Raw genomic sequence first — 26192 nt, forward strand, 5'->3', positions numbered from 1 at the left:
ATATAGAATGTAAAATAAGCAAGTTGTTAATAAAATACGGGAAAGTTTAGGGAGGGAAGTTGATGTATCCAATAGCAAAGTCAATTGGAATAATTATCAAGGACGATAAGATTCTATTAGAAGAACAAGATGGAAAACATTCAAAAGGAATAGGGCTGTATTATCGTCCGATTGGTGGAACTATTGAATTTGGTGAAAAATCTAGTGAAACTATCATTAGAGAATATAAAGAAGAAATAGCCGTGGATATCTTATTGAAAGGATATATTTCATGTTTAGAAAACATCTTTAGAATTGACGGGAGTATAGGTCATGAGGTAATTCAGATTTACTTAGTGGAATTTAAAAATGTAGCCCAATATCAAAAAGAAAGTTTTAAAGTTGTTGAGGGCAGTAAAATTACATATGCAAAATGGATTTCAAAAAAAGATATCATTGAGGGGAAAAAAATAATTTATCCTAATGGTTTACATGAATTATTACTGAAGAAAAAAGGCTTATTTTCTTGAGTAGCTACTTACAACTAATATAAAAGAAGTCATTCTGAATAAAAATCTGTTCAAAATGGCTTCTTTTTTCGTGGGAATTTAGGTATTCATTACTCATTTTTTAAAAAATCCAAATTTCTAATCTGCATTTATTGTAAATAGAGGTGTTTAAACATGGGGTGAAGAAATACTAGGGAACGAATTATTATTTACTTTATCAGTAGGGGAGGGTGAGAGTGATGGATTATGATGTAATAGTCATAGGAGCAGGATTGACTGGACTCGTAGCTACAGCAGAATTATCGGATCAGGGCAAGAAAGTATTATTACTTGATCAAGAGCCAGAAGCTTCTCTTGGCGGACAAGCTTGGTGGTCTTTTGGTGGATTATTTCTTGTTGATTCACCGGAACAAAGGCGTCTTGGTGTAAAGGATTCAAAAGACTTAGCCTGGAGAGATTGGCTAGGCTTTGCAAAGTTTGATAGAGAGAAAGACGAAGATTACTGGGCTATAAAATGGGCACAAGCGTATGTGGAGTTTGCATCAGGGGAGAAACGCGAATGGTTGCATAGTTTAGGTATTAGATTCTTTCCTGTTGTAGGGTGGGCAGAACGTCAAGGTAATTCAGTTCCTCGCTTTCATATAACATGGGGAACTGGCCCCGGATTAGTGAAGCCATTTGAAGTGAAATTATGGGCCGCTATTAAAACTGGGCTCGTAGACTATAAACCGCGTCATCAAGTAGATGAATTGATAACTTCCATAAATGCTATAACGGGAGTAAGGGGGAAAATTTTAGTGCCTAGTAGTGCTAAACGTGGAGAAGAAAGTGAACGCGATACCATAGGCGATTTTGAATACAAAGCGAAGGCAATTATTGTCACGAGTGGTGGAATAGGGGCTAATATCGAATTGGTGCGCAAAAATTGGCCACAAAGTTTAGGAAAGGCTCCAGAACGAATGATTTCTGGAGTACCTGCACATGTAGATGGGCGAATGCTAATCATTTCTGAACGTGTGGGAGGTCGTATCGTCAACAAAGATAGAATGTGGCATTATACAGAAGGGATTCAAAATTGGAATCCCGTTTGGCAAAATCATGGTATTCGCATTTTACCTGGACCCTCTTCACTTTGGTTAGATGCTGAAGGAAATCGTTTGAAAGCTCCTAATTTTCCTGGTTTTGATACCCTGGGTACGTTGGAGGCTATTCAAAAAACTGGTTATGATTATTCTTGGTTTATATTGACAGAGAAGATTATTGAAAAGGAATTCGCATTGTCAGGTTCAGAACAAAATCCAGATTTAACTGAGAAAAATGTTAGGAAAGTGCTCCAACGTATTTTACCTGGGCCGACAAAACCTGTTAAAGCATTTATGGAAAATGGAGCAGATTTTGTGGTGGCTAATAATTTAAGAGAATTAGTGAATGGTATGAACAAAATTGCAGGAAATGAACTAATTCATATTGAACATATTGAAGAACAAATGAAAGAACGAGACGACGAGATAAATAAGAAATTTACGATGGATTTGCAAGCAAAAGCAATTCACGGAGCTAGAAACTATATAGGGGATAAAGTCATTCGTGTTGCTAAACCACATAAACTATTAGATGCCAGTAAGGGGCCGTTGATTGCTGTTCGACTAAATATTCTAACACGTAAAACATTAGGTGGTTTACAGACAGATTTAGATGGCCGAGTGTTAGATGGATCGATGAAGCCGATTGAAGGATTGTATGCCGCTGGGGAAGTTGCTGGATTCGGAGGCGGAGGTGTTCATGGCTATAGAGCATTAGAAGGAACTTTTTTAGGAGGCTGTTTATTTAGCGGCAGGCAGGCAGGGCGTGGCGTTTTGACAGATATAAAAAATAATAATTTTTCTGAAAAAAAAGGTGTTCTGCAGAAAATAGAGAATATTAATATATGAATAACTGTTCATTTTTAAACAAAGGGGTGTTTTTAATGACATTTGAAACATTGAAACTAGAGAAGAATGGTAGATTGGCAACGTTGACTTTGAACAGGCCAGCTGCGATGAATTCTATGAATGAAGTGATGATGAGAGAATTAGCTGATTGCTTTGAAGCGTTAAATGATGATGGGGATATACAAGTACTCATTATTAAAGGGGAAGGGAAAGTATTTTCAGCTGGTGGAGATATTAAAGCGATGCTGAATGAGGACAGCCCGATGGATATTGACGAAGTAATGGTTGATATTACACGCTTTGTTAAGGCTATATATATGTTGCCAATGATAACAATTGCGGCAGTTCACGGGGCATCAGCAGGTTTAGGCTTTAGTTTAACGCTAGCTAGTGACATAATTATTGCTGAAGAAACTAGTAAACTAGCGATGAATTTCATTGGAATTGGTCTTATACCAGATGGTGCAGGTCATTTCTTCATGAAGGAACGTTTAGGCACACCGCTTGCAAAACAGATGATTTGGTCAGGTGACGTATTGCAGGGGCCTGAAGCAAAAAAACTAGGCTTGGTAGATGAAGTAGTACCTGAAGGGAAAGCTTCTGAACAGGCAGATTTATTAGCTCAAAAATTGTTACAATCACCAGTTGCTGCAATGATTGCTTCAAAGGAAATCTTGCATACTCAAAAGTGTGCAGAGCTATCGAATGTTCTCAAAATGGAAGCAGTTACGCAATCAAAAATGCGTAAATCGGTTGATCATTTAGAAGGTATTCAAGCATTCGTACAGAAACGTACACCGGTTTTCAACGGACAGTAAAAAAATGCCTTTCACAATGTAACTTTTGTGAAAGGCATTTTCATTATGAATGGAACAATATTAATTTGCCGGCAGAGTTTACTAAGCGATGTGTTTGATCCGCCAAACCTTTTTCTTCAACTTGTTGTTGCCCTTGAGTTTTGGCAGTTACATCATCAGCAAACTCCCAAGCTTCGTCAAAAAGTGTTTTACCTGATTTTTCGAACGCTGTAAATCGATACGTTTTCATATTCATCACCCTTTTTTATGAATGTTTATTCATTATACTAGAAAAGTCAGAAAAAACATACAAATCAGTAAGGGGATATTAATAGTAGTCTATTAGTTATGCTAGAGCTTTTGCTATAAATTACCGGAATTTTGTGATAAAATAAGAACAAATATTCGTATCTTTTAGAGGAGGAAATCATGTCTACTATTCGATTTTTTCATACTGCCGATTTACATCTAGATAGCCCATTTAAAGGGATGTCGTCACTCCCAAAGGAGCGTTTACAGGAACTTCGTAATAGCACATTTGCAGCATTTGACCGATTCATCCAATATGCAGTAAAAGAAAGGCCAGATTTTATTGTCATTGTTGGCGATATATATGATGGAGAAGATCGTAGTTTACGTGCACAAGCTAAATTCCAAAAAGGTATGGAGCAACTTTGTGACAAGAATATACCAGTCATTTTGAGTTATGGAAATCACGATCATCTGAATGGGAAATGGACTCGCTTCGAATTGCCTCCAAATGTCCATGTACTACCAAAGCAAACAAAGCAAGTGACCTTGCAAATACGCGAAATTGCTGTTCATATATATGGCTTTAGTTATCCTGATCGGCATGTGACGGAGCCTATGATAAATACATATCCAGTTGCTACAAATAAGGAAGCATTTCATATTGGTATGCTCCATGGAAGCTTAATGGGAAATACAACGCATGATGTCTATGCACCGTTTACAAAAGAAGCTTTACTTTCGAAACAATATGATTATTGGGCACTAGGGCATATTCACTTACGTCAAATAATAAATGAACATCCACCGATTGTTTATTCGGGTAATATTCAAAGTCGGCATCGAAAAGAGCAGGGTATAAAAGGGTTTTATGATGTAGAGATGGACCAGCATCGCACAAACTTGAATTTTGTACCGACATCAGTGATTGTTTACGATGAATTTGAAGTTAATTGTGATGGCCTTATTCACGCCAATGAAATTTTACAAGCATGTGAAAAGTCGTTGCAACAGTTTCGTGATATTAACGGTGCAGGTGTTGTAGAACTAAAATTTGTGCAATTAGAATCTAGCGCTAAGATGTTATTTGAAGAGAGTACTATAGAAGAATGGCTTGAATTGATTAGGGAGAGAGAGGAGTTGAAATCTCCTGCTATCTGGGTACAGTCTGTTCAGGTCAATTGGCAAGAATTCATAGAATATGATCCCACTGTTGCAACAGAAGCAGTACTTCATGTTATTGATAGTTGGGACGAAATGCAATGGAAGGAAAAGCTGAAAGATCTCTATCAGCATCCTAGAGGAGGTCGTTATTTAGAACCTCTATCTGGAGTAGATTTAGAGCAAATCTCAGCGCAAACTAAAGACTTATTTAAAAATTTAGTATCAAAGAAACTTTAACTTTGAAGTAAAGAAGGGAGTGAACATTATGTATATCCGCAAATTAGTTATTTTTGGATTCGGGCAACATGAGAATGTAACGATTAATTTAAAACAAGGTATCAATGTATTCTATGGGCTCAATGAAGCGGGGAAAACGACGATTCAGCAATTTATACTTCATATATTATTTGGTTTTCCTCAAAAAAATGCGCATCAGCTTCGCTACGAACCGAAAGCCGGCGGTAAATATGGAGGACAAGTGCATGTAATAGACGATGAATTCGGAAATTGTATCATTGAACGTGTGAAGGGGAAAGCAACAGGGGATGTTACGGTCTATTTTGAAGATGGTACAAGAGGGCACGAAGAGGCGTTAGCCAAAATAGTACATGGCTATAATCGCGAAGGATTTGAAGCCATTTTTTCATTTTCTGTTCACCAATTGCAACAGCTAGAGCATATGTCTGAGGATGAACTGAGTAAAGTATTATTAGCTTCAGGTACAACAGGTGTTGATCAGTTAACTAAACTTGAAAAGGATCTTGATAAGAAAATTGGAGAACTCTTTAAGAAATCTGGTAAAAACCCAACGATAAATAAGCAGATTGAAGAGCTTCGTGAAAGTGATCAGATTCTAAAAGAAGAGCGTAAAAAACTTGAGGAATATGATCCTACTATTTTAAGATTACAGCAAATTACAGCAGAATTAGATGATATTAAATCAACTGAATCTATGCAATTGCAAGAACAGCAGAAGTTACATATATTCCGTCAACTCTATCCGCTTTTACAAAAGAAGGAACAGATAGAACAAGAGCTCCGATCAATTCTACAAAGGGGATTTCCTACAAATGGAGTGCATCGTTATGAGCTGTACAAAGACAAAAAACTCGAAGTACAAGCTACATTAAACCAAGTTCAGCAAGAAAAAGAAGTAATCGAAAAACAGCTCCAAGCAGATTTTAATGATGAAAGATACCAACTATTAAAGAATCTCAATGACCAAGATAGTGAGTGGCGCGAATGGAACTCTAAGGTGAAAAGTTTAGAGAATGATATTGAATTACTACAACAAGAAAAAATCGCTCAATTTCGTTTGCTGGGCATTACAGATTATGAACAGCAACAAGCTTTAGAACAAACGGAAGTTTCTCTTGAACAGGAAGAATATTTTCGTCAATTAGTAAAGCAATTGGAAGAAAATGAAGAGCAATATCGATTTGGTCAACGTACTGTAGATCAGCTTCAACAGGAGTTAGCAACGGTCGAACAAAAACTAGACAATTTTTTTGAACAGCAACCGTCTGACTATGAGATAGAACGAGCCGCCAATTGGTCAGCAAAAATACAAAAAGTAGCTGAAGCGAAGGCGACCTTAAATCAAGATATTAAAGCATCTAAAAGTACAAAATCAGTAAAACTCTTAAGTATAACTATTGCGATAATAGCTATTCTAATTGGCATTAGTCAATCTAATGGGCTTGTAATCGCAATAGGTATTATTGTAGCTGCTGTTCTATGGTTTATTTTGGACAATGGTACAGGGCCAAATGAAAATAATTCTGTAAATGCAGAAGCTCTTCAACGTGAAATTCGCGATTTTGAATCACAGCAATCTGAAATGGAACAAATACTGACAAAAATTCGCCAATTTGAAGATCGTATTACTCTGTTACAAGAACAGTATGATGATAAAAAAGTACAAATGAAAGAAGCCCAACAAGCCGTATCTAAATTCAATATGTATATCGAACAAAGTGAAGAACAACTTCAACTTTTTTTAAAACGTTTTCAAATAAGCGGCTCATTACAACCCGAACTTCTAACAGAGCTATTCAGACAAGTACGTGAGCTGCAGCAAAAAAGCACAAGTATAATGATGAAAGAACATCAAATAGAGCGACTTACTGCGCTAGTAAATGAGCGTATAAAGGATGCCTCAGCAGCTTGCGAAATTATTTGTACGAGAGAAAATTTATCCGCTACCGTCCAATCTATCTTTTTCAAAATGACTGAGCAACAGCAAATTGTTGTAACGGCCAAAGAAAAACTACAACAATTAGAAAATATTATTGATGAGAAGACGAATTTGCATAAATCTTATACAACTGAAATCTTAAATTTATTTGAAGAAGCTGATGTTGAAATAGCCGAGGATTTCTATAAGGCTAACGAGCAATTTCAACTTTATAAAGACAATTTCCTATCATTAAAACAAGTAGAGGAACAGTTGGCAATGTTCGATGAGTCCTCTGTCAACGTTCAATTAAACGATATAGAATCCAAAAGTCTACTTGAGCAAATATCAGCCACTCTGCTATCTTTACAAGAGAAAAAAGATAAGTTAGTCAGTGAACATGCAGAGCTACAAGCGAAAACAATAGGTCTATTATCAGATGAGAAATATGGTGTTCAGATACAAAGGTTTGAAGAGCAAAAAGCCGCTTTAGCAGAGCAAGCACGTGAATGGGCTATTAATCAAGCAATTACAACAGCAATACAGGAAACTATGCGTAACTTGAAAGAAAAAAGACTGCCAGCAGTTTTGCAAGGTGCGGAGCGATATTTTAAACAGTTAACAGGTGGCCACTATGATACATTAGAGATAAACTCAGAAAGTATTTTCGAAGCAGTTACTGAGGATGGTATGCGCTATACAATAGCTGAATTGAGCCAAGCGACGAAAGAGCAAGCCTATATAGCATTACGATTTGCATTGGCGGATTCATTACAACAATCTGCACCATTTCCGATTATTATGGATGATCCTTTTGTCCATTTTGATCGTTTGCGCATTGGGAACATGGTACAATTAGTTAATAGTATTCAAACGAAACACCAGATACTCTATTTTACATGTCATGAAAATATGATAGATCAATGGTCAAAATCATTCGTCATTCATGTTTCAAATTTAAAAGGTGAAAGGAGATTGACTTCCATATGAATGGTATAGCATCACTTCAAGTCGGAGAGCCAGTCGATCATTATTTATTAATTAAGCAAGCTACAAAAGGCGTTACAACAATGGGGAAGCCATTTATGACGCTTATTTTACAAGACAAGAGCGGTAGTATTGAAGCGAAATTATGGGATACAGGCGAAGAGCATGAAAAACTATATCAATCTGAGGGCATTGTACGTGTAGGTGGAGAAATCCATGATTATCGTGGTAAAGCTCAACTACGTATAAAAGCAATCCGTCCAGTAGCGAATGATGAGGGAGTTTCCGTAGTGGATTTAGTACCATCTGCAGAAACGCCAAAAGAGGAATTATTTGAGCAATTGATGCAGTTCTTCTTCGAAATTAAAAACCCACAAATTTCTCGCATTACTAGACATATATTAAAAGAAAATCAAGATGAGGTTATGACGTTCCCAGCAGCGACAAAAAATCACCATGATTATGCATCTGGTTTACTCGATCACGTTGTATCGATGTTGAAATTAGGCCGGGCTATTGCTGATTTATATCCGACTTTAAATAAGGACTTATTATATGCAGGTATTATTTTACATGATATCGGTAAGGTAGTTGAATTATCTGGACCAGTTGCAACATCATATACCGTCACAGGTAATATGTTAGGGCATATTTCGATTATGGTGACAGAAATTGCGAAAGCCGCAGATACACTTCAAATCGAAGGTGAAGAAGTCATGTTATTGCAACATATGGTGTTATCTCATCACGGTAAGGAAGAATGGGGAAGCCCTAAAAAGCCAATGTTGCAAGAAGCGGAGATGCTTCACTACATCGATAATATCGATGCCAAAATGAATATGCTAAAACGTGCACTAGGTAAAACTGTTCCAGGAGAATTTACAGAAAGACTTTTCCCATTGGATAATCGTTCATTCTATAAGCCAACAATAGACTAATAAAATATAAAAGGGCCTTTCAGCGATGCTGAGAGGTCCTTTTTACGTACTAAAAGAGTATTACTGTTAACAGTTACGGAACAGTCCATGGAATGGTTTATGACATGGTCTATTCTTATTGCAGTGAACTGGGTTTCCTGGATCAACTACTACGTTTTCAGTTGATTGTGTGTAGTAATGACGCGGTACATTAACAATGTGCTTTCTGTTTACAGTAACTACTGGGTGAATAACTGGAACTTCTCTTTCAACATAGCAATCATTGAACTGATATTGTGTAGGGCATACGATCGGATGTTGACCGTGATGGCAATGACCGTGGCCGTGACCGCGGCCGTGACCGAAACCATGGCAGTGGTGATGGTTGTGACGTTTCAAAGGAATCACCTCCGTTCTAACTTGTTAACTCTATAACATGCGATAAAGTAAAACATTAAGAGGACAGAGGCCCGTAAAAATAAAAAAATACCTGATCCATCGAAATGGATCAAGCACTTTTATGAGGCTAATTATTTTTCAGTAGTAGTATCTTCTTTTAAAAATTGGCTTAGTGCGTCTTTTAGATCTTCGTCTTTAATCTTCACGTCAGCTTCTTTAATTAATTTAGTAGTTGTTTCAATGAATTTAGTTTGAGCTTTTTCAGTTGCAGCAACTTTTTGTTTAATTTCATCTTTGCTATCTTCTAATGAAGGAAGGTCTTTAACTTCACGCTTGTCCTCTAATTTAATGATGTGATAGCCGTGAGCAGATTTAACTGGCTCACTAATCTCACCCTTTTTAAGAGCGTATGAAGCGTCTGTAAATTCAGCAACCATTTTATCTGGGCCGAACCAACCTAGTTCACCGCCAGCTTCTTTAGAACCTGGATCTGTAGAGTACTTTTTAGCAAGTTTAGCGAAATCTTCACCTTTATCTAGTTTAGATTTTACTTCTTTAGCTGTTTCTTCATCAGCAACTAAGATATGGCTAGCTTTCACTTCTGTTTTCATACGTTCGTAGTATGCTTCGATATCTTTTTCAGAAATATCCATAGCTTTTTCTTGTAATAACAGAATACGGATGTAATCTTCTTTGAAATCTTTTTCCGTTAAACCTTGAGCAGCTAGAGTTTGTTCGAAGGTGTCACCCATTGCTTCTTTTTGCTTCTTGAATTCTGCATCTACTTCTTTATCAGTTATTTTGTATTTATCTTCTAAAACATTTTTGATAACTAATGTTTGAAGCGTTTGTGTACCAGCCACGTTCTTCATTTCTTGGTACATTTGTTCTTTTGTAATATTACCTGCTTTTGATTCTGCTACTACTTCGTCACTTGGATTATTTCCACATGCAGCAAGAGCAAGAACAGATGCTGCTAGTGTAAGTGATAATACTGTTTTCTTCATCTTTAAAATCTCTCCCAACTTTAGTCACTTCTAACTAATGTATTTGTAACTATAACACAAAACGAAATAAAAAGAAAAAGGTTGCATATTCATTTAGCCTAAAACCATCAAACATATTTGCATAAGATAGCAAAGAGAGGGGAGGTGCGGGTAATGAGTAATGGTGGTGGACATTCTAATAGTTCAGGCTTTGCTTTAATTGTTGTGTTATTTATTTTGTTAATTATTGTTGGCACAGCATTTATGTGCTGATTTTTAGGCAATAAGAAAGTCCACTTGCAGAGATGCGAATGGACTTTTTTATTTATTCTGTTCACTAATTTGAGGACGGAAGAACTAACTTAATGTTGATAGAACTTATCCAATAAGCTATTTTCAATGCTATAAAATGAATATTGTTTACACAGTAAACAGAATCTCCAAGTAAAAGGAGATTAACAAAATAGTAATCAATACATTTATAGTTCGGTATATTTTTGGTTGTTTTTCTTCAGGAATTTCTTTTTGCGCACAAAGTGCATACGTCATCCGGTTGATTTGAAATAAATAAAACACCGAGAATAGGACGACAATGGCAATCATCAAGTCTTTTCCTCCCCTCTATCTACATCATAAGCATAACAAACAAAGAACAGAAATGACAAGTTAATCATCATTGGTTGGATGATGGAACTAAAATTTCAAACCCCTTATCTGTTTCTTCAATCAATGCCGTTTTAGGCGAATGTCTAAGATGTTTGACATACAATAGATCAATTAAGCAAAGTCCACAGTGATAAGCCAACAAAATCGAAAAGTAATGTCTAAAGGGTGGAAACATTATCGCGCCAATTATTAAAACTAAGTTCAGTAGAATAAATGGTACGAGTAATGCAAAAACATAACGACTTTTTAATATAGGCTCATGAATACGCATCGACAATACAGGTAAAAAACTATATTGTTTCTCGATGGAAAAGCGCAAACTTTTACGATAATTAAATAATGGAATAAAATGTAGCAGCTTATGAGCAGGGTAAATCATAAAAAAGACCATTAAAAAGAGCGGGAATAAGTGATCAGATAACGGATCTTCTTTAAATATATTTAAAACTATATAAAAGATAGAAAATACGCTAATGACGATTATAGTAGACAATAAAAAAATACGATCGTGGCCGTATTGTTTCTGTACATTAATTGTTTTCCAGCAATGCAAGGTTTAGCATCTCCAATTTCAATATATGATAATCTTCGAAACCTAACATTAATGGTTTTCATAAGGAAAATCAAGTCATTTTATATTAAAAAAAAGATAGCGTTTTCATACCTGAGTATTGAACGATTGGAGCAATACTCAGGTTGAACTCGTTTTAAATATTATTCAATATTGCGTAAGGAACCTTCAAAAATATCCATGAAATCATCCCCGTAGATATTACGAATAATAGCCATAAGGTCTAATAATTCAGGGAATTTACCATACATTTCTTTTAAAGGAAGTGAGCCTTCAAGAACACTTTGTTTAGATCTCTTGTAATTTTCTGTCAATTCAACAAGTAATGACTTACCTTTTTCGGTGAGCTCAACATATGTATTTCGCTTATCGTCATTACGTTTAGAAAATGCAAGCAATCCACGCTCCTCTAAATTTTTAGAGAAATTAAATGCGGTCGATACGTGCATTACACCAAATTTTGCTATATCAGAAATCGATGCGCCTTGAAGATTAGAAGCAATCCATAATACATGGTGCTCATTGATATTCAAATCATATGGTTTAATCCATGCTTGCCAATCTTTTTCAGCAGCTTTCCAAAGGGCCTTCGATAGCTGGGCGATTCTTTGGCTGTAAAGCATAGCTTCACGAACCGTATACAAGTCTTCAGACATAGCTATCACCAACTTTCGCAATTTTCTAACATTATAACATTATTTGTAAATAATAAACAATCGTTTTCCAATATAAAATAGTACAAAAAATATATTTTTATATTAGTTTAATTATTTTTCTCAAAAAATATACTTTTATCGTATAATTTTATTCATTATTTTTTTGGTTTTTACGATTTTGGAATTCTGCTAGATGTTTTTCGATTTCTTCCACAGAGCTTTGTAAGGAAGCAATTTCTTGTTGTAGATTTTCTTGAATAGGCGCTGTCTCAGCTTGCCAAGAAGCAAAAGATTCTTTTGATTCTTCAATCACCTTAGGAATGGTTTGTTGAGCTTCATTTTTTATGTTCTCAATAGAACCTTTTATATCAGCAAGTCTATTTTGAAGATCCTCTTTAGTAGTTTGCAATGATGTTCTAAATTCTTTACCTGATTGTGGTGTAGATAAAAGAACAGCTACCATACCACCGATTGCTCCAGTTGTTAAGCCGAGTAAAAATGTAGATGTTTTCATTTTTTCGTTTCTCCTTCCTACTTTAAACTATGTATATCCTTCTTTTACTATAATAAAACATGATATTCAATAAAAGAAATTAAAACAAAAATTATTTATTATTTGTAGCTATTAAAAAGAAGGTCATTATCTATAGTATTGTAGATAGTGACCTTCAGAATTATATTATCTTTTTATTTTTAGTATTTAGGCATGTGTTAAAGATGTATTAAATTTCGAACGTTTAACCAAATTAATGATGATTGGGTAAATAATAATAAATGCTACGACGTTAATGGCAACAGCAGGTAGTACAACTGTTATAAATAATGCTGTAAATGGAATTTTCGCGCCAACAACTAGTATTGCAGAACCTAAGAAAACACTTCCTGAAATAATCGTACCTACACCGGCAAGAACAGCCGATACTGCAATTTTCTGAGCAAACTTTTGTAATAATACAACTGCTGCATAGAAAATAAATGCTGTTACTAATTTGTCGATAATATTCGGTACAAATCCAGCTGGGAATGTTGAAAATAAGCCTGAAATCACGCCTGTTGTTATCGCTAGTAAGAAAACTTCCTTAATACCAGGGAATAATAAGATTCCGATAAACATCATCGTTAGCATGAAGTCTGGCTTCATACCACCATTAATTCCTGGAATTACGACATATAATGCCGCACCTACACCAACTAAAAGTGCCATTAAAACTAAATTCTTCGTATTCATTTCTCATCTCTCCTAAAGCTACACTGAGCTCAACTTTTGTTATTTCCTTCCGTATCCTCGTGATCGGAAGCGAAACTTATACATGATAATACAGGTAAATTATCGGGAAATCAATACTATTATATAATAGTAATAAAAAGGGAGTTAGTCCTATTTATTTAGGTTGGTAATGATTTGTTCAGCTAAATTAGCTAAAATTACTGGCGTATATTCATCTGGTTTTGTAATCCAAGTAGGTTTAAATCCATCTGTTTCATCATATCTTGGTATGAAGTGTAAATGAAAGTGGAATACAGTTTGTCCTGCCGCTTCACCGTTATTATTTACTAAGTTCATGCCAGCTGGGTTGAAGGTATCTTTTATAGCATTAGCTATTTTAGGTGCAACGGCAAAGAGATTCGAAGCTACTTCAGAAGACATTTCAAAAATGTTTGCCACGTGCTCTTTAGGAATTAATAATGTATGACCTTTTGATAAGGGCCCAATATCCATAAAGGCATAGACAAATTCGTCTTCGTAAACTTTCATACTAGGAATTGAACCGTCGATAATTTTACAAAATAAACAATCGCTCATAGAAAAAAACACACCTTTCATCATTTTGCTTTTTATTTTACCATATTGGTAACTGCTAGATTGCGAAAATTTTGATAAACTGTAAGAAGAATAGGAGTGACGAGGAATGACAGTATTAGAATTACAATCCGTAACAGGTGGTTATACGAGAAAACCTGTTATTCATGATTTATCCTTTACAATTCAACCTGGAGAACTAGTCGGACTAATTGGACTGAATGGGGCAGGGAAAAGTACTACAATTAAACACATCATCGGATTAATGACTCAAAAAAGTGGAGACATTCTTCTAAATGGGATCACAATAAAGGAAAATATGGATCAATATCGTTCCTCATTTTCATATATTCCAGAAACACCTGTATTATATGATGAATTAACTTTGAAAGAACATTTAGAATTAACTGCAATGGCATATGGTTTGGATGAACAAACATTAAAAGAACGCTCTGAGCCATTATTAAAAGAATTCCGTATGGAAAAGCGTTTAAACTGGTTCCCGTCTCATTTCTCAAAAGGGATGCGTCAAAAAGTGATGATTATGTGTGCATTCTTAGTTAATCCATCATTATATATTATTGATGAGCCATTTTTAGGGCTAGATCCTCTAGGTATTCAATCATTATTAGATCATATGGATGAAAAGAAAAAAGACGGGGCATCTATATTGATGTCTACACATATATTATCGACGGCTGAAAAACATTGTGACCGTATTTTATTGTTACATAATGGCCGACTTCGCGCACAAGGGACGATGAATGACTTACGCCAAGCATTCAATATGCCTGGTGCAACTTTGGACGACTTATACATCGCAATGACGAAGGAGCAAGAACATGAATAGCTTGCATGATGTGTGGCGTACACGCTTCTTTCATTATATAAATGAAGTGCAAAAGTATATGAAGTATGTCTTTACTGGGCATATGGCAATCGTACTTGTATTCATCATCGGTGCTGGTGGTTATCAATACAGTGAGTGGCTGAAAACCAATCCAATCGATTTTCCTTCTATATTAGTAACTGCAATAGTATTAGGTTTTCTATTAGCATTTAGTAGTCCTACCACATTAATCCGTGAGCCAGACCAAGTTTACTTATTGCCACTTGAGACGAAGCTTCCAATTTATTTAAAGAAGGCTTTGAATTGGACTTTTTGGTCACAGATTCTTGTCGTTGTTATACCGTTTATCATAGCTCTACCTATGTTAAAGCAAATAGGACAAGTATCTACTGAAACAATCGGATTAGCATTTGTAGTTGTTGTGTTCATGAAATGGTGGAATGTACAAGTTGACTTTGCATTTCGTTGGGCTAATAGAGGACAAGCAGTATGGGGAGATCGCATTGTAAGAGTACTGATTTCCATTACTGTTCTAGCATCAGTGTTATTAATGAATGTATGGATGATGATTATTGTTGCTACTCCAGTAATCTATTATGGTTATACTTGGATGAAACAAAAGACTAGGCATCCCTTTCCCTATGAGCATTTCGTAAAGCTTGAGCAAAATCGTATGTTGCGTCTTTATCGCTTTGCTAATTATTTTACGGATGTACCGCACATACATGGTAGCATTAAAAGACGTCAGTGGTTGGATGCGCTATATAAAATGGTGCCGTTTAAAAAAGAAAATACACAAGCCTATTTGGTGTTCCGCACTTTCGTTCGTACAGATGACCATTTCTATTTATGGGTACGCTTAACGGCGATAGCGGGAATAGGCGCTTTTATCATTAATATGCCTGTTGCGGTTGGCGTCTTTTTAGCAGCGCTTGCATTTGCGACGACAATTCAGTTGAAGCAAGCATTAATTTCTTCAACAGACTTCAGTATGTATATGTTATATCCATTACCTGCAGTTTATCGTAAACTAGCAGTTCATAAAATTGTTCGAGTAGTAAATATTGTACAAGTGGTTATCGTATTAATTTGTGGCATAGGTAACCCATTATTTTATGTTGGACCTGTGATAATGTTAATCGTTGGCGAGCTTACATTACGAATGACAAAATAAAGAAAATCCTGGGACAGTGAAAATGTCTCAGGATTTTTTTGTTATATATTTTGATAATCAAGTACTGCTGCACCTAACGTTTTAGCAGCAATCAACATTGCTTCTTCACGGAAATCAAATTTTGAATGATGATGAGCATACGCAGTTCCTTCAGGCATTGCACCTGTAAAGAAGAATACACCAGGTACCTTTTCTAGATAGTACGAAAAATCTTCCCCAACCATAAGTGGAGCACATTCAACTACTTCAATTACGCCAGGAATATCCTTCGCGATGTCAAAAAGGAAAGCAGACTCTTTTTCATGATTGACAACAGCTGGATAGCCCCTAATGTATTCGAATGTGTAGGCACAATCAGCTGCAAGGCATGTACCTTTAATAATACGTTCAATTTCAGTTTCCACTAGATCACGGACTTCAGGTAAAAATGTTCGTACAGTACCTGACATTTTAGCTTCTCCTGCAATCACATTAAAAGTATCTCCAGCATGGAAGGAACCGATTGTTACTACTGCCGATTTAATAGGGTCTACTCGACGAGAAACAATTTGCTGTAAATTTGTAACAAGCTGAGCCCCAACTGTTACTGTATCAATCGTATCTTGTGGCATTGCGCCATGTCCACCGCGACCGTGTATAGAAATTTCGAAGCGATCTGCTGAAGCCATCATAGGGCCAGAACGATGTTCAATAGTGCCAAATGGTGTTTGTGACCATAAATGTGTACCAAATACAGCATCGACTCCATCCAAGCATCCCGCTTCTACCATAGGCTTTGCTCCACCAGGCGCTATTTCTTCAGCATGTTGATGAATGATGACATATTCACCAGCTAGTTGATCGCGCATTTCATGAAGTGCTTTTGCCAGTTGTAGTAATGTGGCTGTATGACCATCATGACCACAAGCATGCATAACACCAGCGACAGTTGATTTATAGGGAACATCGTTTAATTCTTGAATAGGAAGTGCATCAAAATCTGCTCGTAATGCAATCGTTTTACCAGGTTTTGCCCCTTTAATGCGAGCAACAACCCCGTTGCCACCAACATTCGCTTCATAAACAACGCCGAGCTGATCGTAAAATTTTTGTATATACTTAGCTGTTTCAGTCTCATTAAAAGAAACTTCAGGATACATATGTAAATGGCGGCGAATTTGCACCATGTCTTTATAAGAAGCATCTAGTTTATCAAAAAGCTGTAGTTTCATCTGCTATACCCCACTCATAATTAGTATTCTTGAATTGCTTTATTATATCAAAAAAGCCGAGCGCTTGACTCGACTTTAGAAATTAATCTTCAGTTTCTTCATTTTTTGCAGTGGTATAAGTTTGTACATACGCTTTACTTGTGAAAATGTTGCGATTTTCAATACCTGCTGCAGCAACTTGCTTTTCAAAAGCGTCTTTATATGCTTTTGATACTTTCCAAGCTTCAAAGGAAGTTGGACCTGACCATTCCGTTAAGACAATATAAGTTTCGGAATTGAGAGGTTTAAGTAGACGGTATGCTTTGAAACCAGGATCTGATTCAATTACATGCGAACGACTTAAAAAGCGATGTTCAAATAGAGGACGGCCTTCATCAGAAACAGGTAGATGATTCATTACAAAGAAACCTTTGTCTTCTAATTCATTAATTGAATCGATTACTTCGTAGCTTCTAGGGGTTTGGAATACAGATTTTCTCTCTGACTCATGTAGCAACATAGAGTTGCCAGTGCCATGTAATACAATCATTTTTTCATTAGAGTATTTTTTTCGTAAGTTCTCCATAAATTCTGGAGTTCCAGATGTTAAATAAATATTCAATAATAACGCCTCCTATTTAATTTGAGTGTTCTTAAATATAATCAGTTTCAGTGGCTAGTTGCTCGAGCCGGGTGCTTTTAGCATGCATTTGTATATAATATTTAGCCATAGTTTATATTAAGTAAACATTATAATGCGCACAATTAATAATTATATGTTTGATATATCGATAATAAGTAAAATATATTAAAAGAATTTGAGGGTTATGAGATTGTCAGACATCTTTGTCGAAAAGATGTCAACATTACAAACATTTTCATGACAATTCGGGCGGAAAACTATACAATAACATGGGAAACGACTATAGTGAAAACGGATACGAAAGTCGAAAAGAATAACTTTTATATATGAAGGGAATGAATCTATTCATGAGAAAGATTAATGATACGCTTTTACGCGCAGCACGTGGAGAGAGGACAGCCTATACTCCTGTTTGGTATATGCGTCAAGCAGGGCGTTCACAGCCTGAATACCGTAAGATTAAAGAAAAATACTCATTAGAGGAAATTACTCATCAACCAGAATTGTGTGCTTATGTGACACATTTACCGGTACAAAATTATAATGTTGATGCAGCTATTTTATATAAAGATATCGTAACGCCACTACCAGGTATGGGTGTTGATGTAAAGATTAAAGCAGGTATTGGTCCAGTAATTTCAAACCCAATTCGCTCTGTAAAGGATGTAGAAGCTTTACGCGAATTTAATCCTGAAGAACATGTACCATTCGTGCTTGATACAATAAAACTTTTAACTGAAGAACAATTAGATGTACCGTTAATCGGTTTTGCGGGCGCTCCATTTACACTTGCAAGCTATATGATTGAAGGCGGTCCTTCTAAAAGCTACAGCTTAACAAAATCATTCATGGTCTCTGAGCCACAAGCTTGGTTCATGTTAATGGACAAGTTAGCGGATATGATTATTGTGGATATTAAAGCGCAAGTTGGAGCAGGGGCTAAGGCATTCCAAATTTTCGATTCATGGGTTGGAGCACTAAGTAAAGAAGATTACCGTATCTTCATTAAACCAGTTATGACAAGAATATTTAGTGAGCTAAAAGAGTTAGATGTTCCGATGATCACATTCGGTGTAGGCGCAAGCCACTTAGCAATGGAGTGGCATGATTTACCGGTAGATGTTGTTGGCTTAGATTGGCGTTTGCCGATTAAAGAAGCGCGTGCTATGGGTATGACTAAACCAGTTCAAGGTAACTTAGATCCAACACTATTATTAGCTGATTGGTCTATTATTGAAGAACGCACAAAAGCAATTATTGACCAAGGCTTAGAAGTACCAGGTCATATTTTCAACCTAGGACACGGCGTGTTCCCTTCAGTAGATCCAGATGTTTTAAAACGTTTAACAACACTTATTCATGAGTACAGTGCAGAGCAAGTTAAAGTACGTTTTTAATAAGTAGTAAATAATTTTTTGAGGTGAAATTACGATGAAAAAAACAATGGGCTTATTAGTTATGGCTTATGGTACACCAAACAACGAAGATGAAATTGAAACATACTATACACATATTCGCCATGGTCGCAAACCTAGCGAAGAGTTAATCGAAGACTTACGTAGTCGTTATCAAGCTATCGGTGGTATTTCTCCGCTTGCTGAAACAACTCGTAAACAAGCAGCAGCATTATGTGCTCGTTTAAATGAAGTTCAAGATGAAGTAGAGTACAAATTATATATTGGTCTAAAACATATTGCGCCATTCGTAGAAGATGCAGTTGAAGCAATGCATAAAGACGGTATTACTGAAGCAGTTTCCATCGTACTTGCACCTCACTTCTCAACATTCTCTATTAAATCGTACAATGGCCGTGCGAAAGAAAAAGCTGAAGAATTAGGTGGTTTAACAATCACTTCAGTTGAGAGCTGGTACAAAGAGCCGAAATTCATCCAATATTGGACAGAAAAAATCAATGAAGCGTTTGCTGATATGTCAGAAGAAGAACGTAAAACAGCTTGCCTAATTGTTTCTAACCACTCATTACCTGAAAAGATTGTTAAATTAGGTGACCCGTATGCGGACCAACTTCATGAGACAGCTGAAATTCTTCAAAATGAAACAGGAGTAGAACATATGGAAGTAGGCTGGCAAAGTGCTGGTCAAACACCAGAGCCTTGGCTAGGGCCAGATGTTCAAGATTTAACTCGTGAACTATACAATGAAAAAGGCTTCCGTTCATTTGTTTATACACCAGTAGGCTTTACTGCGGAACATTTAGAAGTTTTGTATGACAATGACTATGAATGTCGTGTTGTTTGTGAAGAATTAGGCGCTAACTATCGTCGTCCAGCTATGCCAAACGATGATCCATTATTCATCGATGCTATGGTTGATGTTATTAATAAAACGTTATCTCAAGCCTAATAGAAAGTGATGATTGATGTGACTGAACAAAAGCAAAGAGTAGCTGTTATCGGTGGTGGGATTACAGGCTTAGCTGCTGCGTTCTATTTGCAAAAAGAGGCTAAAGAGAAAAAACTTCCATTAGAAATAGTACTGATTGAATCTTCTCATCGTTTAGGTGGCAAGATTCAAACTGTGCGCAAGGAAAATTTTATCATTGAACGCGGTCCAAACTCATTTATTGATAACAATAATAGTATGGCCAAATTAGTAAAAGACTTAGGTATCGAAGACCAGCTCATTCGAAGTGAAGCAGGTCAAAGGTACATTACTGTCAATGATAAACTATATCCAGTACCAGTAGGTTCGATTTTAGGGATTCCCACAAAGTTTTCTTCATTTTTAGCTTCTGATATTGTGTCATGGAGTGGTAAAATACGTGCTACATGTGACCTATGGTTTCCTCGTTCTCGAATACAAGAAGATCAGCCATTAGGAAAATTTATACGTAGAAGATTCGGTAAGGAAACAGTCGAGAATATTATAGAGCCACTTTTATTAGGTGTTTCTTCTGGAGATATAGAACAGCTTAGTTTACAAGCGACTTTTCCAGAACTAATTGAAATGGAAAAAGAATATAGAAGTTTAATGACAGGTATGAAAAAGGCACTTACTGTGATCTCTCATGACTCGAAGGGCATTGAAGATCGTCCATACCAAACTTTTATAAATGGTCTTGAAACGTTGATAGAGGCATTAGAGGGACGACTTATAGATACGACTATTTTAAAAAGTGTCAAAGTTGAATCGATTGCAAAAACAGCGCATCAAGTCACATTATCATTGAATAATAAGTCCTCAATTGCCGCAGATGCAGTAATTTTAGCTACACCACATCTTATAACTCAAAAAATGTTTGCCAAACAAGGTTTGTTACAAGGATTGCAAGATATTCCACTAACAACTATTGCTACCGTATCGATGGCATTTCCCATTGAAGCAATGGATGATAGTTTTACTGGCTCTGGATTCAATGTTGCGCGTAATAGTGATTTTTCAATTACATCTTGTTCGTGGGTACATCGAAAATGGCCGTCATCTGTTCCAGAGGGCTATGCTTTATTGGAAGTCTATATAGGACGCTCAGGCGATGAAGCGATTGTTGATTTATCGGATGGTGAAATTGAAAAGATTGTCTTACAAGATTTAAATAGAGTTACCCCGCTAAAAGGGAGTCCATTATTTACGGTTGTTTCAAGATGGAAAGAAGCTATGCCTCAGTATAAAGTTGGTCACGCTCAGCGTGTAAAATTAGCTAAACAAGAATTAAATGAACATTATCCTGCAATGAAGTTGGTAGGGAGTTCGTATGAAGGAACAAGCTTACCTAATTGTGTTGACCAGGCTCGAAACGCAGTGGATGAGTTATTAATAAAGTTATTTGAATAATGGAGTCGTTCTTTTCGTTGGTTTACATATAGCCTACAGAAGAGCGATTTTTTTGTAACTTTTTATATTAATCGTTCTATGTAATTCTTGTGGCCAACAGGATGTGGGTCACATAACCGTTGCGGCAGGACGCCGTGAATTTAGGTTATGTTCCTTTAGATGGGCGTCCTCAGCATTTCATAGTGTCCAGCTTCGGACGCCAGCTGCTCGGGTCACTTCGGTCTCTCGGACAAAAGCTGGAAAGATGCTTTTGTTTCAAGTCCTCCAGTGCCTGTCGCAGCTTGACTGGCGTCCTCAGCATTTCATTGTGTCCAGCTTCGGACGCCAGCTGCTCGGGTCACTTCGGTCTCTCGGACAAAAGCTGGAAAGATGCTTTTGTTTCAAGTCCTCCAGTGCTTGTCGCAGCTTGACTGGAGTCTTTAGCATTTCAATTTGTTCACAATTTGCTCTGCTTTCTTTCATTATTATTTCACATTTATACAGTATGATGAAAAGGGGAGGGGGATAGAGTTGAAAAAGCGTGTTACGGTCATCATATTATTTGTCTTATTACTCCTTGTTGGATGTGGAAAGGATGCGTACCCAGCGATTCCAGCAGATACTTCCTTTATCGCAGCAGTCAATATACAGCAGCCTTCAGTAACTTTTGTAAATAAAGATCTTAAGGTTTTTGCTACTTGGCAATTAGAGAAAGCGTACACAGGTGCTACTTTGATTGGCCAGCAATATTTACTGCTTTATGGTAATCAACTAGAGAGTGCGGACGTTTATAATTTAAGTACCGGTGAAGTGGCGTATTCCATTGCAACTGGTGCTGGAGTAACGAATGCCATCTATGCACCAAATAAGAAAATACTCTACATATCAAATGGCAAAACGAATCGTGTTACGTCTTATACTAGTCAAGGCGAGCAAATCGCTGAGCAGAAGGTAGGTAATTATCCGATGTCGATGGTTACCAACGGACAAAATTTATATGTAGTTAATTATAAAGACACAAAACTTTCTGTTCTTGATGCAGAGTCTCTTGAAGTGAAAGAAAAGTGGCAAATTCCAAAATCCTCTCACGGGATGATTATTTTAGAAAAAAGAAAAGAACTATGGCTAGGCGGACACGGTGCAGGTATGAAACCGAATACGACTGTCGATATTTTTGATATAAATAAGGGGCAGAAGAAGCGTGAACTTTCACTACCTATGATGCCAATCGGTTTTGCGAATGACGATGACCGAATATATGTTGTCAGCCATGGGCAAAGTCAATTATATGAAGTAAATGAGGAAGGTCATGTATTGAGTGCACAAGAAATTGGTGCTAATCCATTTGCGGTACAACTTTTTGAACAATATGTCGTAGTGGCAGGGTACGATGATGACACATTATACTTTATGAAAAAGAATAATGTTACAAAGAAAGTGAAAGTTGATAAAGGACCATTTCAACTGATTGTAAGGGAGATGAGCGAATGACATCCATTCTAATTGTAGATGATGAACAAGATATGAGGAATTTAATCCACATGATGTTAAAAAAGTCAGGATTTCAAACACTACAAGCTGAAAATGGCAACGTTGCTATAACAACCCTCGCTCAAGCGAAAGTAGATTTAATATTGCTCGATGTTATGATGCCAGGTATAAATGGCTTTCAAGTATGCGAAGAAATTCGTAAAACATCGAATGTACCAATCATTTTCCTAACTGCAAAGGACGCAAATGAGGACAAGGTAAAAGGTTTAACGATTGGTGCGGATGATTACATTGTAAAACCATTTACATCAACAGAACTTGTGGCTCGAATAATAGCCGTGTTACGTCGCACGGGAAATGCTCCAGTGGAGGTACAAGTAAAGCATTTATGTAAAGGGACAATTGATTTGGACGAGGTATCTAGAAAAGTATTTGTAGCAGGAAATGTAATTCCCCTAACGTTAAAAGAATTTGACTTATTACATTTATTTATGACAAATGAAAATACGGTTCATACACGTGAACAATTATTAGAGAAATTATGGGGTCTAGATTATGCAGGGGGAACCAGAACGGTAGATACGCATATAAAAACACTTCGATTAAAACTAGGGAAAGAAGCTGGTCAATTTATTCACACAGTATGGGGGCTAGGCTATCGTTTCGAGGTAAGAATATGAAAAAACTGTCCACGCGTATTTGGGCAATGATTTTAATCTTCTTAACACTAACTGTTCTTTTTATGTACATACTAACCGATTTTTTATATGAACGATTGTATGTTAAGGATACGGAACAGTCGATGATTGAAGTTGGGGAGAAATTGGCAACGATTTATGAAGGCGGTAAAGTAACCGATGATTTGATCGCGCAAATTGATAATTACACTAATTACTCAGATGTCTCCGTATTTGCAGTTAAGAATCCACGTGAACTAAGTGCTTGTGTACCATTTGATATTGATTACAAAACATTGATTGGTGCAGAAGAGCGGCAGCGACTTTTACAAGAACAAACTGTCACCAAAATGGGATATGAGGAGCGCTTCGATCGCCAAATTATTTCTGTTATTATTCCGCTAACAGATCAAAACCGTTTAGAAGGTATTATTTATATATATTTCCCGTTAGCAAAAATATCGGAATTGGCATCTAAAGAAGTTATTTTTTTATTAGGAAGTGCAGCAGTATTTTTAATAATTGTAGGTTTGGGTATTTATAAAGGAATAGGTCATATTATGAAACCTCTTAATGCATTACAAAATGCTGCAGAGAAAATGGCTGAAGGAAATTATGAAATGAGAGTCCAAGTTACATCAAAGGACGAAATAGGCCAGTTATCAAAAACCTTTAACAAAATGGCAACTGCTATTCAACAAAATGATGAGAAGCAAAAGAGTTTTTTAGCTACTGTATCACATGAATTACGAACTCCTATTAGTTATGTGAAAGGATACGGAGAAGCTATTCAAGAAGGGTTAATTCCCGAACAAGAACAGCATGAAACGATTTCCTTAATCGTCCGAGAAGCTAATCGTATGGAAAAACTGACAAATGAATTGTTACAATTATCACGAGCAACTAACTTATCTGAACCGATTGCGTTATTTCCTTTACCACTCGCAGAAACAATTCGTGAGGTAGTGTTATTAACAGAGCAACAAGCGCTTAAAAAGGACATGAAAGTGAATATAGATGTCAGTGAGGATATCATAGTTAATGCAGATGAAGAGAAATTAAAGCAAATTTTCATAAACTTAATAGAAAATGCAATACGTTATTCTAATGAAAAGACATCAATAGAAATAACTGCAAAAACAAATGGACAATTTGTAAGCATTCAAATAGAAGATCATGGTATCGGGATTCCAGCTGAGGATCTACCTCATGTAACAGAGAGATTTTATAGAGTAAATAAAGCGAGAAGTCGTAGTGATGGCGGAAGTGGATTAGGTCTTTCAATAGTTGATCAGCTTGTTAAATTGCATGAAGGTACTTGGCAAATTGATAGTGAGTTTGGAAAAGGAACAACAATTACAATACAAATACCAATGGTAGAGGAGTTTTAATAATGAAGAAATGGATGATGGGTTTATTAGTGATTGTAGGTTTACTTGCAGGATGTAATAATGATGAAAAGAAAGAAGAACATGTGTCAAATAATGAAGGAACAACTGTCGAAGTAAAAGTTGATATTTTAACTCCAGAAAAAGTGGAGGCAAATAAAGAGATTGAATTAGCTGCACATGTAACACAAGGTGGAGAAGATGTGAACGATGCAGATGACGTGAAATTTGAAGTATGGGAATCTGGTCTGCGTGAAGATGGGCAAATGATTGAAGGTAAACTGGATGAAAAGGGTCAGTACAAAGCGGCTATCACTTTTGATCATGATGGAGTTTACTACATGCATGCTCACACAAATGCAAGAGGTCTACATGTCATGCCCAAACAAAAAATAGTTGTGGGAAATCCAGATATGAATAAAGTGAAAGAAGAATCAAATAACAGTTCAAAAGGTATGGATCACATGAAAATGGATGATAATAAAGATGAAGAATCATCTGATCATTCATCAAAATAAAATAGCTTGTTACTATGTATGGAAAACACTTGCAACTTTCCATTGTTGCGTGTAGAATAAATGACCAGATGACTGAAACGGTTTTCTGGTCATTTTTATTCAAAACGAAAGTTGGTGAGAAACAAAATGGACCGCAGACAAGAAATACTTGAAGCGGCTTCGAAGTCATTTTCTCTTTTTGGATATAAAGCTACAACGATGGATCAAGTAGCGAAAATCGCGAACGTAGGGAAAGGAACAATTTATACTTTTTTTAGTAATAAAGAAATCCTTTTTCAAGAAATTGTCGTGAAAATGATCCAAGAAATGAAAACGGCAGCGGACGAAGTAATCTCAGCAGAGCAACCATTCCAGCAAAATGCACACGCGGTGTTAATGAAAATATTAGAGTTTCGAGAAGTACATCTTCTGTATGCAAAATTGATAGAAGAAGAAAAGGAACTTAGAACACCTGCTGTGAAACATGTGCTCATTCGAATTGAACAAGAAATTGTTGATTTTGTGGGTGACAAAATTAAAACAGCGATTAGCAAAGGTGAAATTCGGGAATGTGAACCAGATCTAGTTGCATACTTATTATTAAAAATGTATTTTGGTTTTGTTGCTGACTGGGGAGAAACGCATGATTTTGAACTGTCAGAAGAGAAAATAGCTTCAATGTTTCGAGATACCATTTTTCGAGGTCTCTTACCGTGAGACTCT

28 protein-coding genes are annotated in these 26192 nt (G+C 36.4%); 17 read left to right on the top strand and 11 right to left on the bottom strand.

From position 1 onward, the window contains the following. Window positions 1-62: 62 nt before the first annotated feature. The 3 genes from ACQKM9_RS13475 (at window position 63) to ACQKM9_RS13485 (ending at window position 3237) form a co-directional block, all read left to right on the top strand. Window positions 63-509, top strand: a complete 447-nt coding sequence (locus tag ACQKM9_RS13475) for an NUDIX hydrolase (protein ID WP_427734852.1) — start codon at window positions 63-65, stop codon at window positions 507-509. A gap of 218 nt (window positions 510-727) precedes the next feature. Next, window positions 728-2419 carry an FAD-binding dehydrogenase gene (locus ACQKM9_RS13480; protein WP_427734853.1) on the top strand — a complete coding sequence of 564 codons (1692 nt, stop codon included), beginning with the start codon at window positions 728-730 and terminating at the stop codon, window positions 2417-2419. A 35-nt stretch (window positions 2420-2454) separates the two neighbouring features. Then, window positions 2455-3237 (top strand): enoyl-CoA hydratase, encoded by a 783-nt coding sequence (locus ACQKM9_RS13485; protein WP_427734854.1) that lies wholly within the window; start codon window positions 2455-2457, stop codon window positions 3235-3237. A 43-nt stretch (window positions 3238-3280) separates the two neighbouring features. On the opposite strand, the gene ACQKM9_RS13490 is transcribed toward ACQKM9_RS13485, so the two are convergent. Continuing rightward, window positions 3281-3466, bottom strand: a complete 186-nt coding sequence (locus tag ACQKM9_RS13490) for a YhzD family protein (RefSeq protein WP_427734855.1) — start codon at window positions 3464-3466, stop codon at window positions 3281-3283. 179 nt (window positions 3467-3645) lie between these two features. On the opposite strand from ACQKM9_RS13490, the gene ACQKM9_RS13495 reads away from it, so the two are divergent. From ACQKM9_RS13495 to yhaM, 3 genes are read left to right on the top strand one after another with little or no spacing between them, the layout of a single operon-like run. Beyond that, window positions 3646-4866 (top strand): metallophosphoesterase family protein, encoded by a 1221-nt coding sequence (locus tag ACQKM9_RS13495; protein WP_427734856.1) that lies wholly within the window; start codon window positions 3646-3648, stop codon window positions 4864-4866. 28 nt (window positions 4867-4894) lie between these two features. Continuing rightward, window positions 4895-7795 carry an AAA family ATPase gene (locus ACQKM9_RS13500; protein WP_427734857.1) on the top strand — a complete coding sequence of 967 codons (2901 nt, stop codon included), beginning with the start codon at window positions 4895-4897 and terminating at the stop codon, window positions 7793-7795. Further along, the gene (yhaM, locus tag ACQKM9_RS13505; RefSeq protein ID WP_427734859.1) at window positions 7792-8730 is read left to right on the top strand and encodes a 3'-5' exoribonuclease YhaM; all 939 of its coding nucleotides are present in this window, start codon (window positions 7792-7794) and stop codon (window positions 8728-8730) included. Before ACQKM9_RS13500 ends, yhaM begins: the two co-directional genes overlap by 4 nt. Window positions 8731-8796: 66 nt before the next feature. Here the strand turns inward: yhaM and ACQKM9_RS13510 are convergent, their stop codons facing one another. Then, a complete protein-coding gene (locus ACQKM9_RS13510; protein WP_427734860.1) occupies window positions 8797-9108 on the bottom strand; it encodes a hypothetical protein in 312 nt (103 codons plus the stop codon). A gap of 131 nt (window positions 9109-9239) precedes the next feature. Then, window positions 9240-10115 carry a peptidylprolyl isomerase gene (locus tag ACQKM9_RS13515; protein WP_427734861.1) on the bottom strand — a complete coding sequence of 292 codons (876 nt, stop codon included), beginning with the start codon at window positions 10113-10115 and terminating at the stop codon, window positions 9240-9242. 144 nt (window positions 10116-10259) lie between these two features. Here ACQKM9_RS13515 and ACQKM9_RS13520 point away from each other — a divergent pair, with 144 nt between their 5' ends. Further along, window positions 10260-10367: a YjcZ family sporulation protein gene (locus tag ACQKM9_RS13520; protein WP_427734862.1), complete on the top strand. Its 108-nt coding sequence runs from the start codon at window positions 10260-10262 to the stop codon at window positions 10365-10367. A 147-nt stretch (window positions 10368-10514) separates the two neighbouring features. Here ACQKM9_RS13520 and ACQKM9_RS13525 read toward each other — a convergent pair whose 3' ends face one another. The 6 genes from ACQKM9_RS13525 to ACQKM9_RS13550 all read right to left on the bottom strand — a co-directional run bounded on the left by ACQKM9_RS13525 (window position 10515) and on the right by ACQKM9_RS13550 (window position 13791). Further along, the gene (locus ACQKM9_RS13525; RefSeq protein ID WP_370588357.1) at window positions 10515-10697 is read right to left on the bottom strand and encodes a hypothetical protein; all 183 of its coding nucleotides are present in this window, start codon (window positions 10695-10697) and stop codon (window positions 10515-10517) included. A 70-nt stretch (window positions 10698-10767) separates the two neighbouring features. Continuing rightward, the gene (locus ACQKM9_RS13530; protein WP_427734863.1) at window positions 10768-11313 is read right to left on the bottom strand and encodes a DUF3267 domain-containing protein; all 546 of its coding nucleotides are present in this window, start codon (window positions 11311-11313) and stop codon (window positions 10768-10770) included. Between the two features lie 161 nt (window positions 11314-11474). Next, entirely contained in the window at window positions 11475-11993 is a 519-nt protein-coding gene (locus ACQKM9_RS13535) for an HTH-type transcriptional regulator Hpr (protein ID WP_427734937.1), read from the bottom strand. Between the two features lie 142 nt (window positions 11994-12135). Then, complete coding sequence (locus tag ACQKM9_RS13540) at window positions 12136-12501, bottom strand: YtxH domain-containing protein (RefSeq protein WP_427734864.1); 366 nt, start codon at window positions 12499-12501, stop codon at window positions 12136-12138. Between the two features lie 186 nt (window positions 12502-12687). Next, on the bottom strand, window positions 12688-13215 hold the full coding sequence (locus tag ACQKM9_RS13545) for a tryptophan transporter (protein WP_053418746.1): 528 nt from the start codon (window positions 13213-13215) through the stop codon (window positions 12688-12690). Between the two features lie 150 nt (window positions 13216-13365). After that, window positions 13366-13791, bottom strand: a complete 426-nt coding sequence (locus ACQKM9_RS13550) for an HIT family protein (RefSeq protein WP_427734865.1) — start codon at window positions 13789-13791, stop codon at window positions 13366-13368. 106 nt (window positions 13792-13897) lie between these two features. Between ACQKM9_RS13550 and ACQKM9_RS13555 the strand changes: the two genes are divergently transcribed. Beyond that, window positions 13898-14638: an ABC transporter ATP-binding protein gene (locus ACQKM9_RS13555; RefSeq protein ID WP_053418744.1), complete on the top strand. Its 741-nt coding sequence runs from the start codon at window positions 13898-13900 to the stop codon at window positions 14636-14638. After that, window positions 14631-15812, top strand: a complete 1182-nt coding sequence (locus ACQKM9_RS13560) for an ABC transporter permease (protein WP_427734866.1) — start codon at window positions 14631-14633, stop codon at window positions 15810-15812. Before ACQKM9_RS13555 ends, ACQKM9_RS13560 begins: the two co-directional genes overlap by 8 nt. Before the next feature lie 41 nt (window positions 15813-15853). Here the strand turns inward: ACQKM9_RS13560 and ACQKM9_RS13565 are convergent, their stop codons facing one another. Then, window positions 15854-17023, bottom strand: a complete 1170-nt coding sequence (locus ACQKM9_RS13565; RefSeq protein WP_427734867.1) for a M20 family metallopeptidase — start codon at window positions 17021-17023, stop codon at window positions 15854-15856. An 82-nt stretch (window positions 17024-17105) separates the two neighbouring features. Beyond that, window positions 17106-17624 (bottom strand): antibiotic biosynthesis monooxygenase family protein, encoded by a 519-nt coding sequence (locus ACQKM9_RS13570; protein ID WP_427734868.1) that lies wholly within the window; start codon window positions 17622-17624, stop codon window positions 17106-17108. A 368-nt stretch (window positions 17625-17992) separates the two neighbouring features. Between ACQKM9_RS13570 and hemE the strand changes: the two genes are divergently transcribed. From hemE to ACQKM9_RS13610, 8 genes are all read left to right on the top strand, one after another. Beyond that, window positions 17993-19042, top strand: a complete 1050-nt coding sequence (gene hemE / locus ACQKM9_RS13575; protein ID WP_427734869.1) for a uroporphyrinogen decarboxylase — start codon at window positions 17993-17995, stop codon at window positions 19040-19042. A gap of 34 nt (window positions 19043-19076) precedes the next feature. Then, the gene (gene hemH, locus ACQKM9_RS13580) at window positions 19077-20009 is read left to right on the top strand and encodes a ferrochelatase (protein WP_427734870.1); all 933 of its coding nucleotides are present in this window, start codon (window positions 19077-19079) and stop codon (window positions 20007-20009) included. 9 nt (window positions 20010-20018) lie between these two features. Next, window positions 20019-21437, top strand: a complete 1419-nt coding sequence (gene hemY, locus ACQKM9_RS13585; protein WP_427734938.1) for a protoporphyrinogen oxidase — start codon at window positions 20019-20021, stop codon at window positions 21435-21437. 510 nt (window positions 21438-21947) lie between these two features. Further along, a complete protein-coding gene (locus ACQKM9_RS13590; protein ID WP_427734871.1) occupies window positions 21948-22907 on the top strand; it encodes a YncE family protein in 960 nt (319 codons plus the stop codon). After that, complete coding sequence (locus tag ACQKM9_RS13595; protein ID WP_427734872.1) at window positions 22904-23587, top strand: response regulator transcription factor; 684 nt, start codon at window positions 22904-22906, stop codon at window positions 23585-23587. The genes ACQKM9_RS13590 and ACQKM9_RS13595 overlap by 4 nt, the downstream gene beginning before the upstream one ends. Beyond that, window positions 23584-24975 (top strand): sensor histidine kinase, encoded by a 1392-nt coding sequence (locus ACQKM9_RS13600; RefSeq protein WP_427734873.1) that lies wholly within the window; start codon window positions 23584-23586, stop codon window positions 24973-24975. The genes ACQKM9_RS13595 and ACQKM9_RS13600 overlap by 4 nt, the downstream gene beginning before the upstream one ends. A gap of 2 nt (window positions 24976-24977) precedes the next feature. After that, window positions 24978-25490: a FixH family protein gene (locus tag ACQKM9_RS13605; RefSeq protein ID WP_427734874.1), complete on the top strand. Its 513-nt coding sequence runs from the start codon at window positions 24978-24980 to the stop codon at window positions 25488-25490. A 126-nt stretch (window positions 25491-25616) separates the two neighbouring features. After that, window positions 25617-26186 (top strand): TetR/AcrR family transcriptional regulator, encoded by a 570-nt coding sequence (locus ACQKM9_RS13610; RefSeq protein ID WP_427734875.1) that lies wholly within the window; start codon window positions 25617-25619, stop codon window positions 26184-26186. Window positions 26187-26192 lie beyond the last annotated feature (6 nt).

Origin of the sequence: Viridibacillus sp. NPDC093762 (genome assembly GCF_050279675.1) — a bacterium.
In the GTDB taxonomy this organism is placed as follows: domain Bacteria; phylum Bacillota; class Bacilli; order Bacillales_A; family Planococcaceae; genus Viridibacillus.

Excerpts from the sequence above, each read along its gene's own strand:
- ACQKM9_RS13540 (WP_427734864.1), bottom strand. The coding sequence starts at position 12,501 with ATGAAAACATCTACATTTTTACTCGGCTTAACAACTGGAGCAATCGGT.
- ACQKM9_RS13475 (WP_427734852.1), top strand. The coding sequence starts at position 63 with ATGTATCCAATAGCAAAGTCAATTGGAATAATTATCAAGGACGATAAG.
- ACQKM9_RS13565 (WP_427734867.1), bottom strand. The coding sequence starts at position 17,023 with ATGAAACTACAGCTTTTTGATAAACTAGATGCTTCTTATAAAGACATG.
- ACQKM9_RS13525 (WP_370588357.1), bottom strand. The coding sequence starts at position 10,697 with ATGATTGCCATTGTCGTCCTATTCTCGGTGTTTTATTTATTTCAAATC.
- ACQKM9_RS13485 (WP_427734854.1), top strand. The coding sequence starts at position 2,455 with ATGACATTTGAAACATTGAAACTAGAGAAGAATGGTAGATTGGCAACG.
- ACQKM9_RS13515 (WP_427734861.1), bottom strand. The coding sequence starts at position 10,115 with ATGAAGAAAACAGTATTATCACTTACACTAGCAGCATCTGTTCTTGCT.
- yhaM (WP_427734859.1), top strand. The coding sequence starts at position 7,792 with ATGAATGGTATAGCATCACTTCAAGTCGGAGAGCCAGTCGATCATTAT.
- ACQKM9_RS13560 (WP_427734866.1), top strand. The coding sequence starts at position 14,631 with ATGAATAGCTTGCATGATGTGTGGCGTACACGCTTCTTTCATTATATA.
- ACQKM9_RS13500 (WP_427734857.1), top strand. The coding sequence starts at position 4,895 with ATGTATATCCGCAAATTAGTTATTTTTGGATTCGGGCAACATGAGAAT.
- hemE (WP_427734869.1), top strand. The coding sequence starts at position 17,993 with ATGAGAAAGATTAATGATACGCTTTTACGCGCAGCACGTGGAGAGAGG.
- ACQKM9_RS13550 (WP_427734865.1), bottom strand. The coding sequence starts at position 13,791 with ATGAGCGATTGTTTATTTTGTAAAATTATCGACGGTTCAATTCCTAGT.
- ACQKM9_RS13545 (WP_053418746.1), bottom strand. The coding sequence starts at position 13,215 with ATGAATACGAAGAATTTAGTTTTAATGGCACTTTTAGTTGGTGTAGGT.
- ACQKM9_RS13600 (WP_427734873.1), top strand. The coding sequence starts at position 23,584 with ATGAAAAAACTGTCCACGCGTATTTGGGCAATGATTTTAATCTTCTTA.
- ACQKM9_RS13495 (WP_427734856.1), top strand. The coding sequence starts at position 3,646 with ATGTCTACTATTCGATTTTTTCATACTGCCGATTTACATCTAGATAGC.
- ACQKM9_RS13610 (WP_427734875.1), top strand. The coding sequence starts at position 25,617 with ATGGACCGCAGACAAGAAATACTTGAAGCGGCTTCGAAGTCATTTTCT.
- ACQKM9_RS13605 (WP_427734874.1), top strand. The coding sequence starts at position 24,978 with ATGAAGAAATGGATGATGGGTTTATTAGTGATTGTAGGTTTACTTGCA.
- ACQKM9_RS13480 (WP_427734853.1), top strand. The coding sequence starts at position 728 with ATGGATTATGATGTAATAGTCATAGGAGCAGGATTGACTGGACTCGTA.
- hemH (WP_427734870.1), top strand. The coding sequence starts at position 19,077 with ATGAAAAAAACAATGGGCTTATTAGTTATGGCTTATGGTACACCAAAC.
- ACQKM9_RS13595 (WP_427734872.1), top strand. The coding sequence starts at position 22,904 with ATGACATCCATTCTAATTGTAGATGATGAACAAGATATGAGGAATTTA.
- ACQKM9_RS13490 (WP_427734855.1), bottom strand. The coding sequence starts at position 3,466 with ATGAAAACGTATCGATTTACAGCGTTCGAAAAATCAGGTAAAACACTT.
- ACQKM9_RS13555 (WP_053418744.1), top strand. The coding sequence starts at position 13,898 with ATGACAGTATTAGAATTACAATCCGTAACAGGTGGTTATACGAGAAAA.
- hemY (WP_427734938.1), top strand. The coding sequence starts at position 20,019 with ATGATTGATGTGACTGAACAAAAGCAAAGAGTAGCTGTTATCGGTGGT.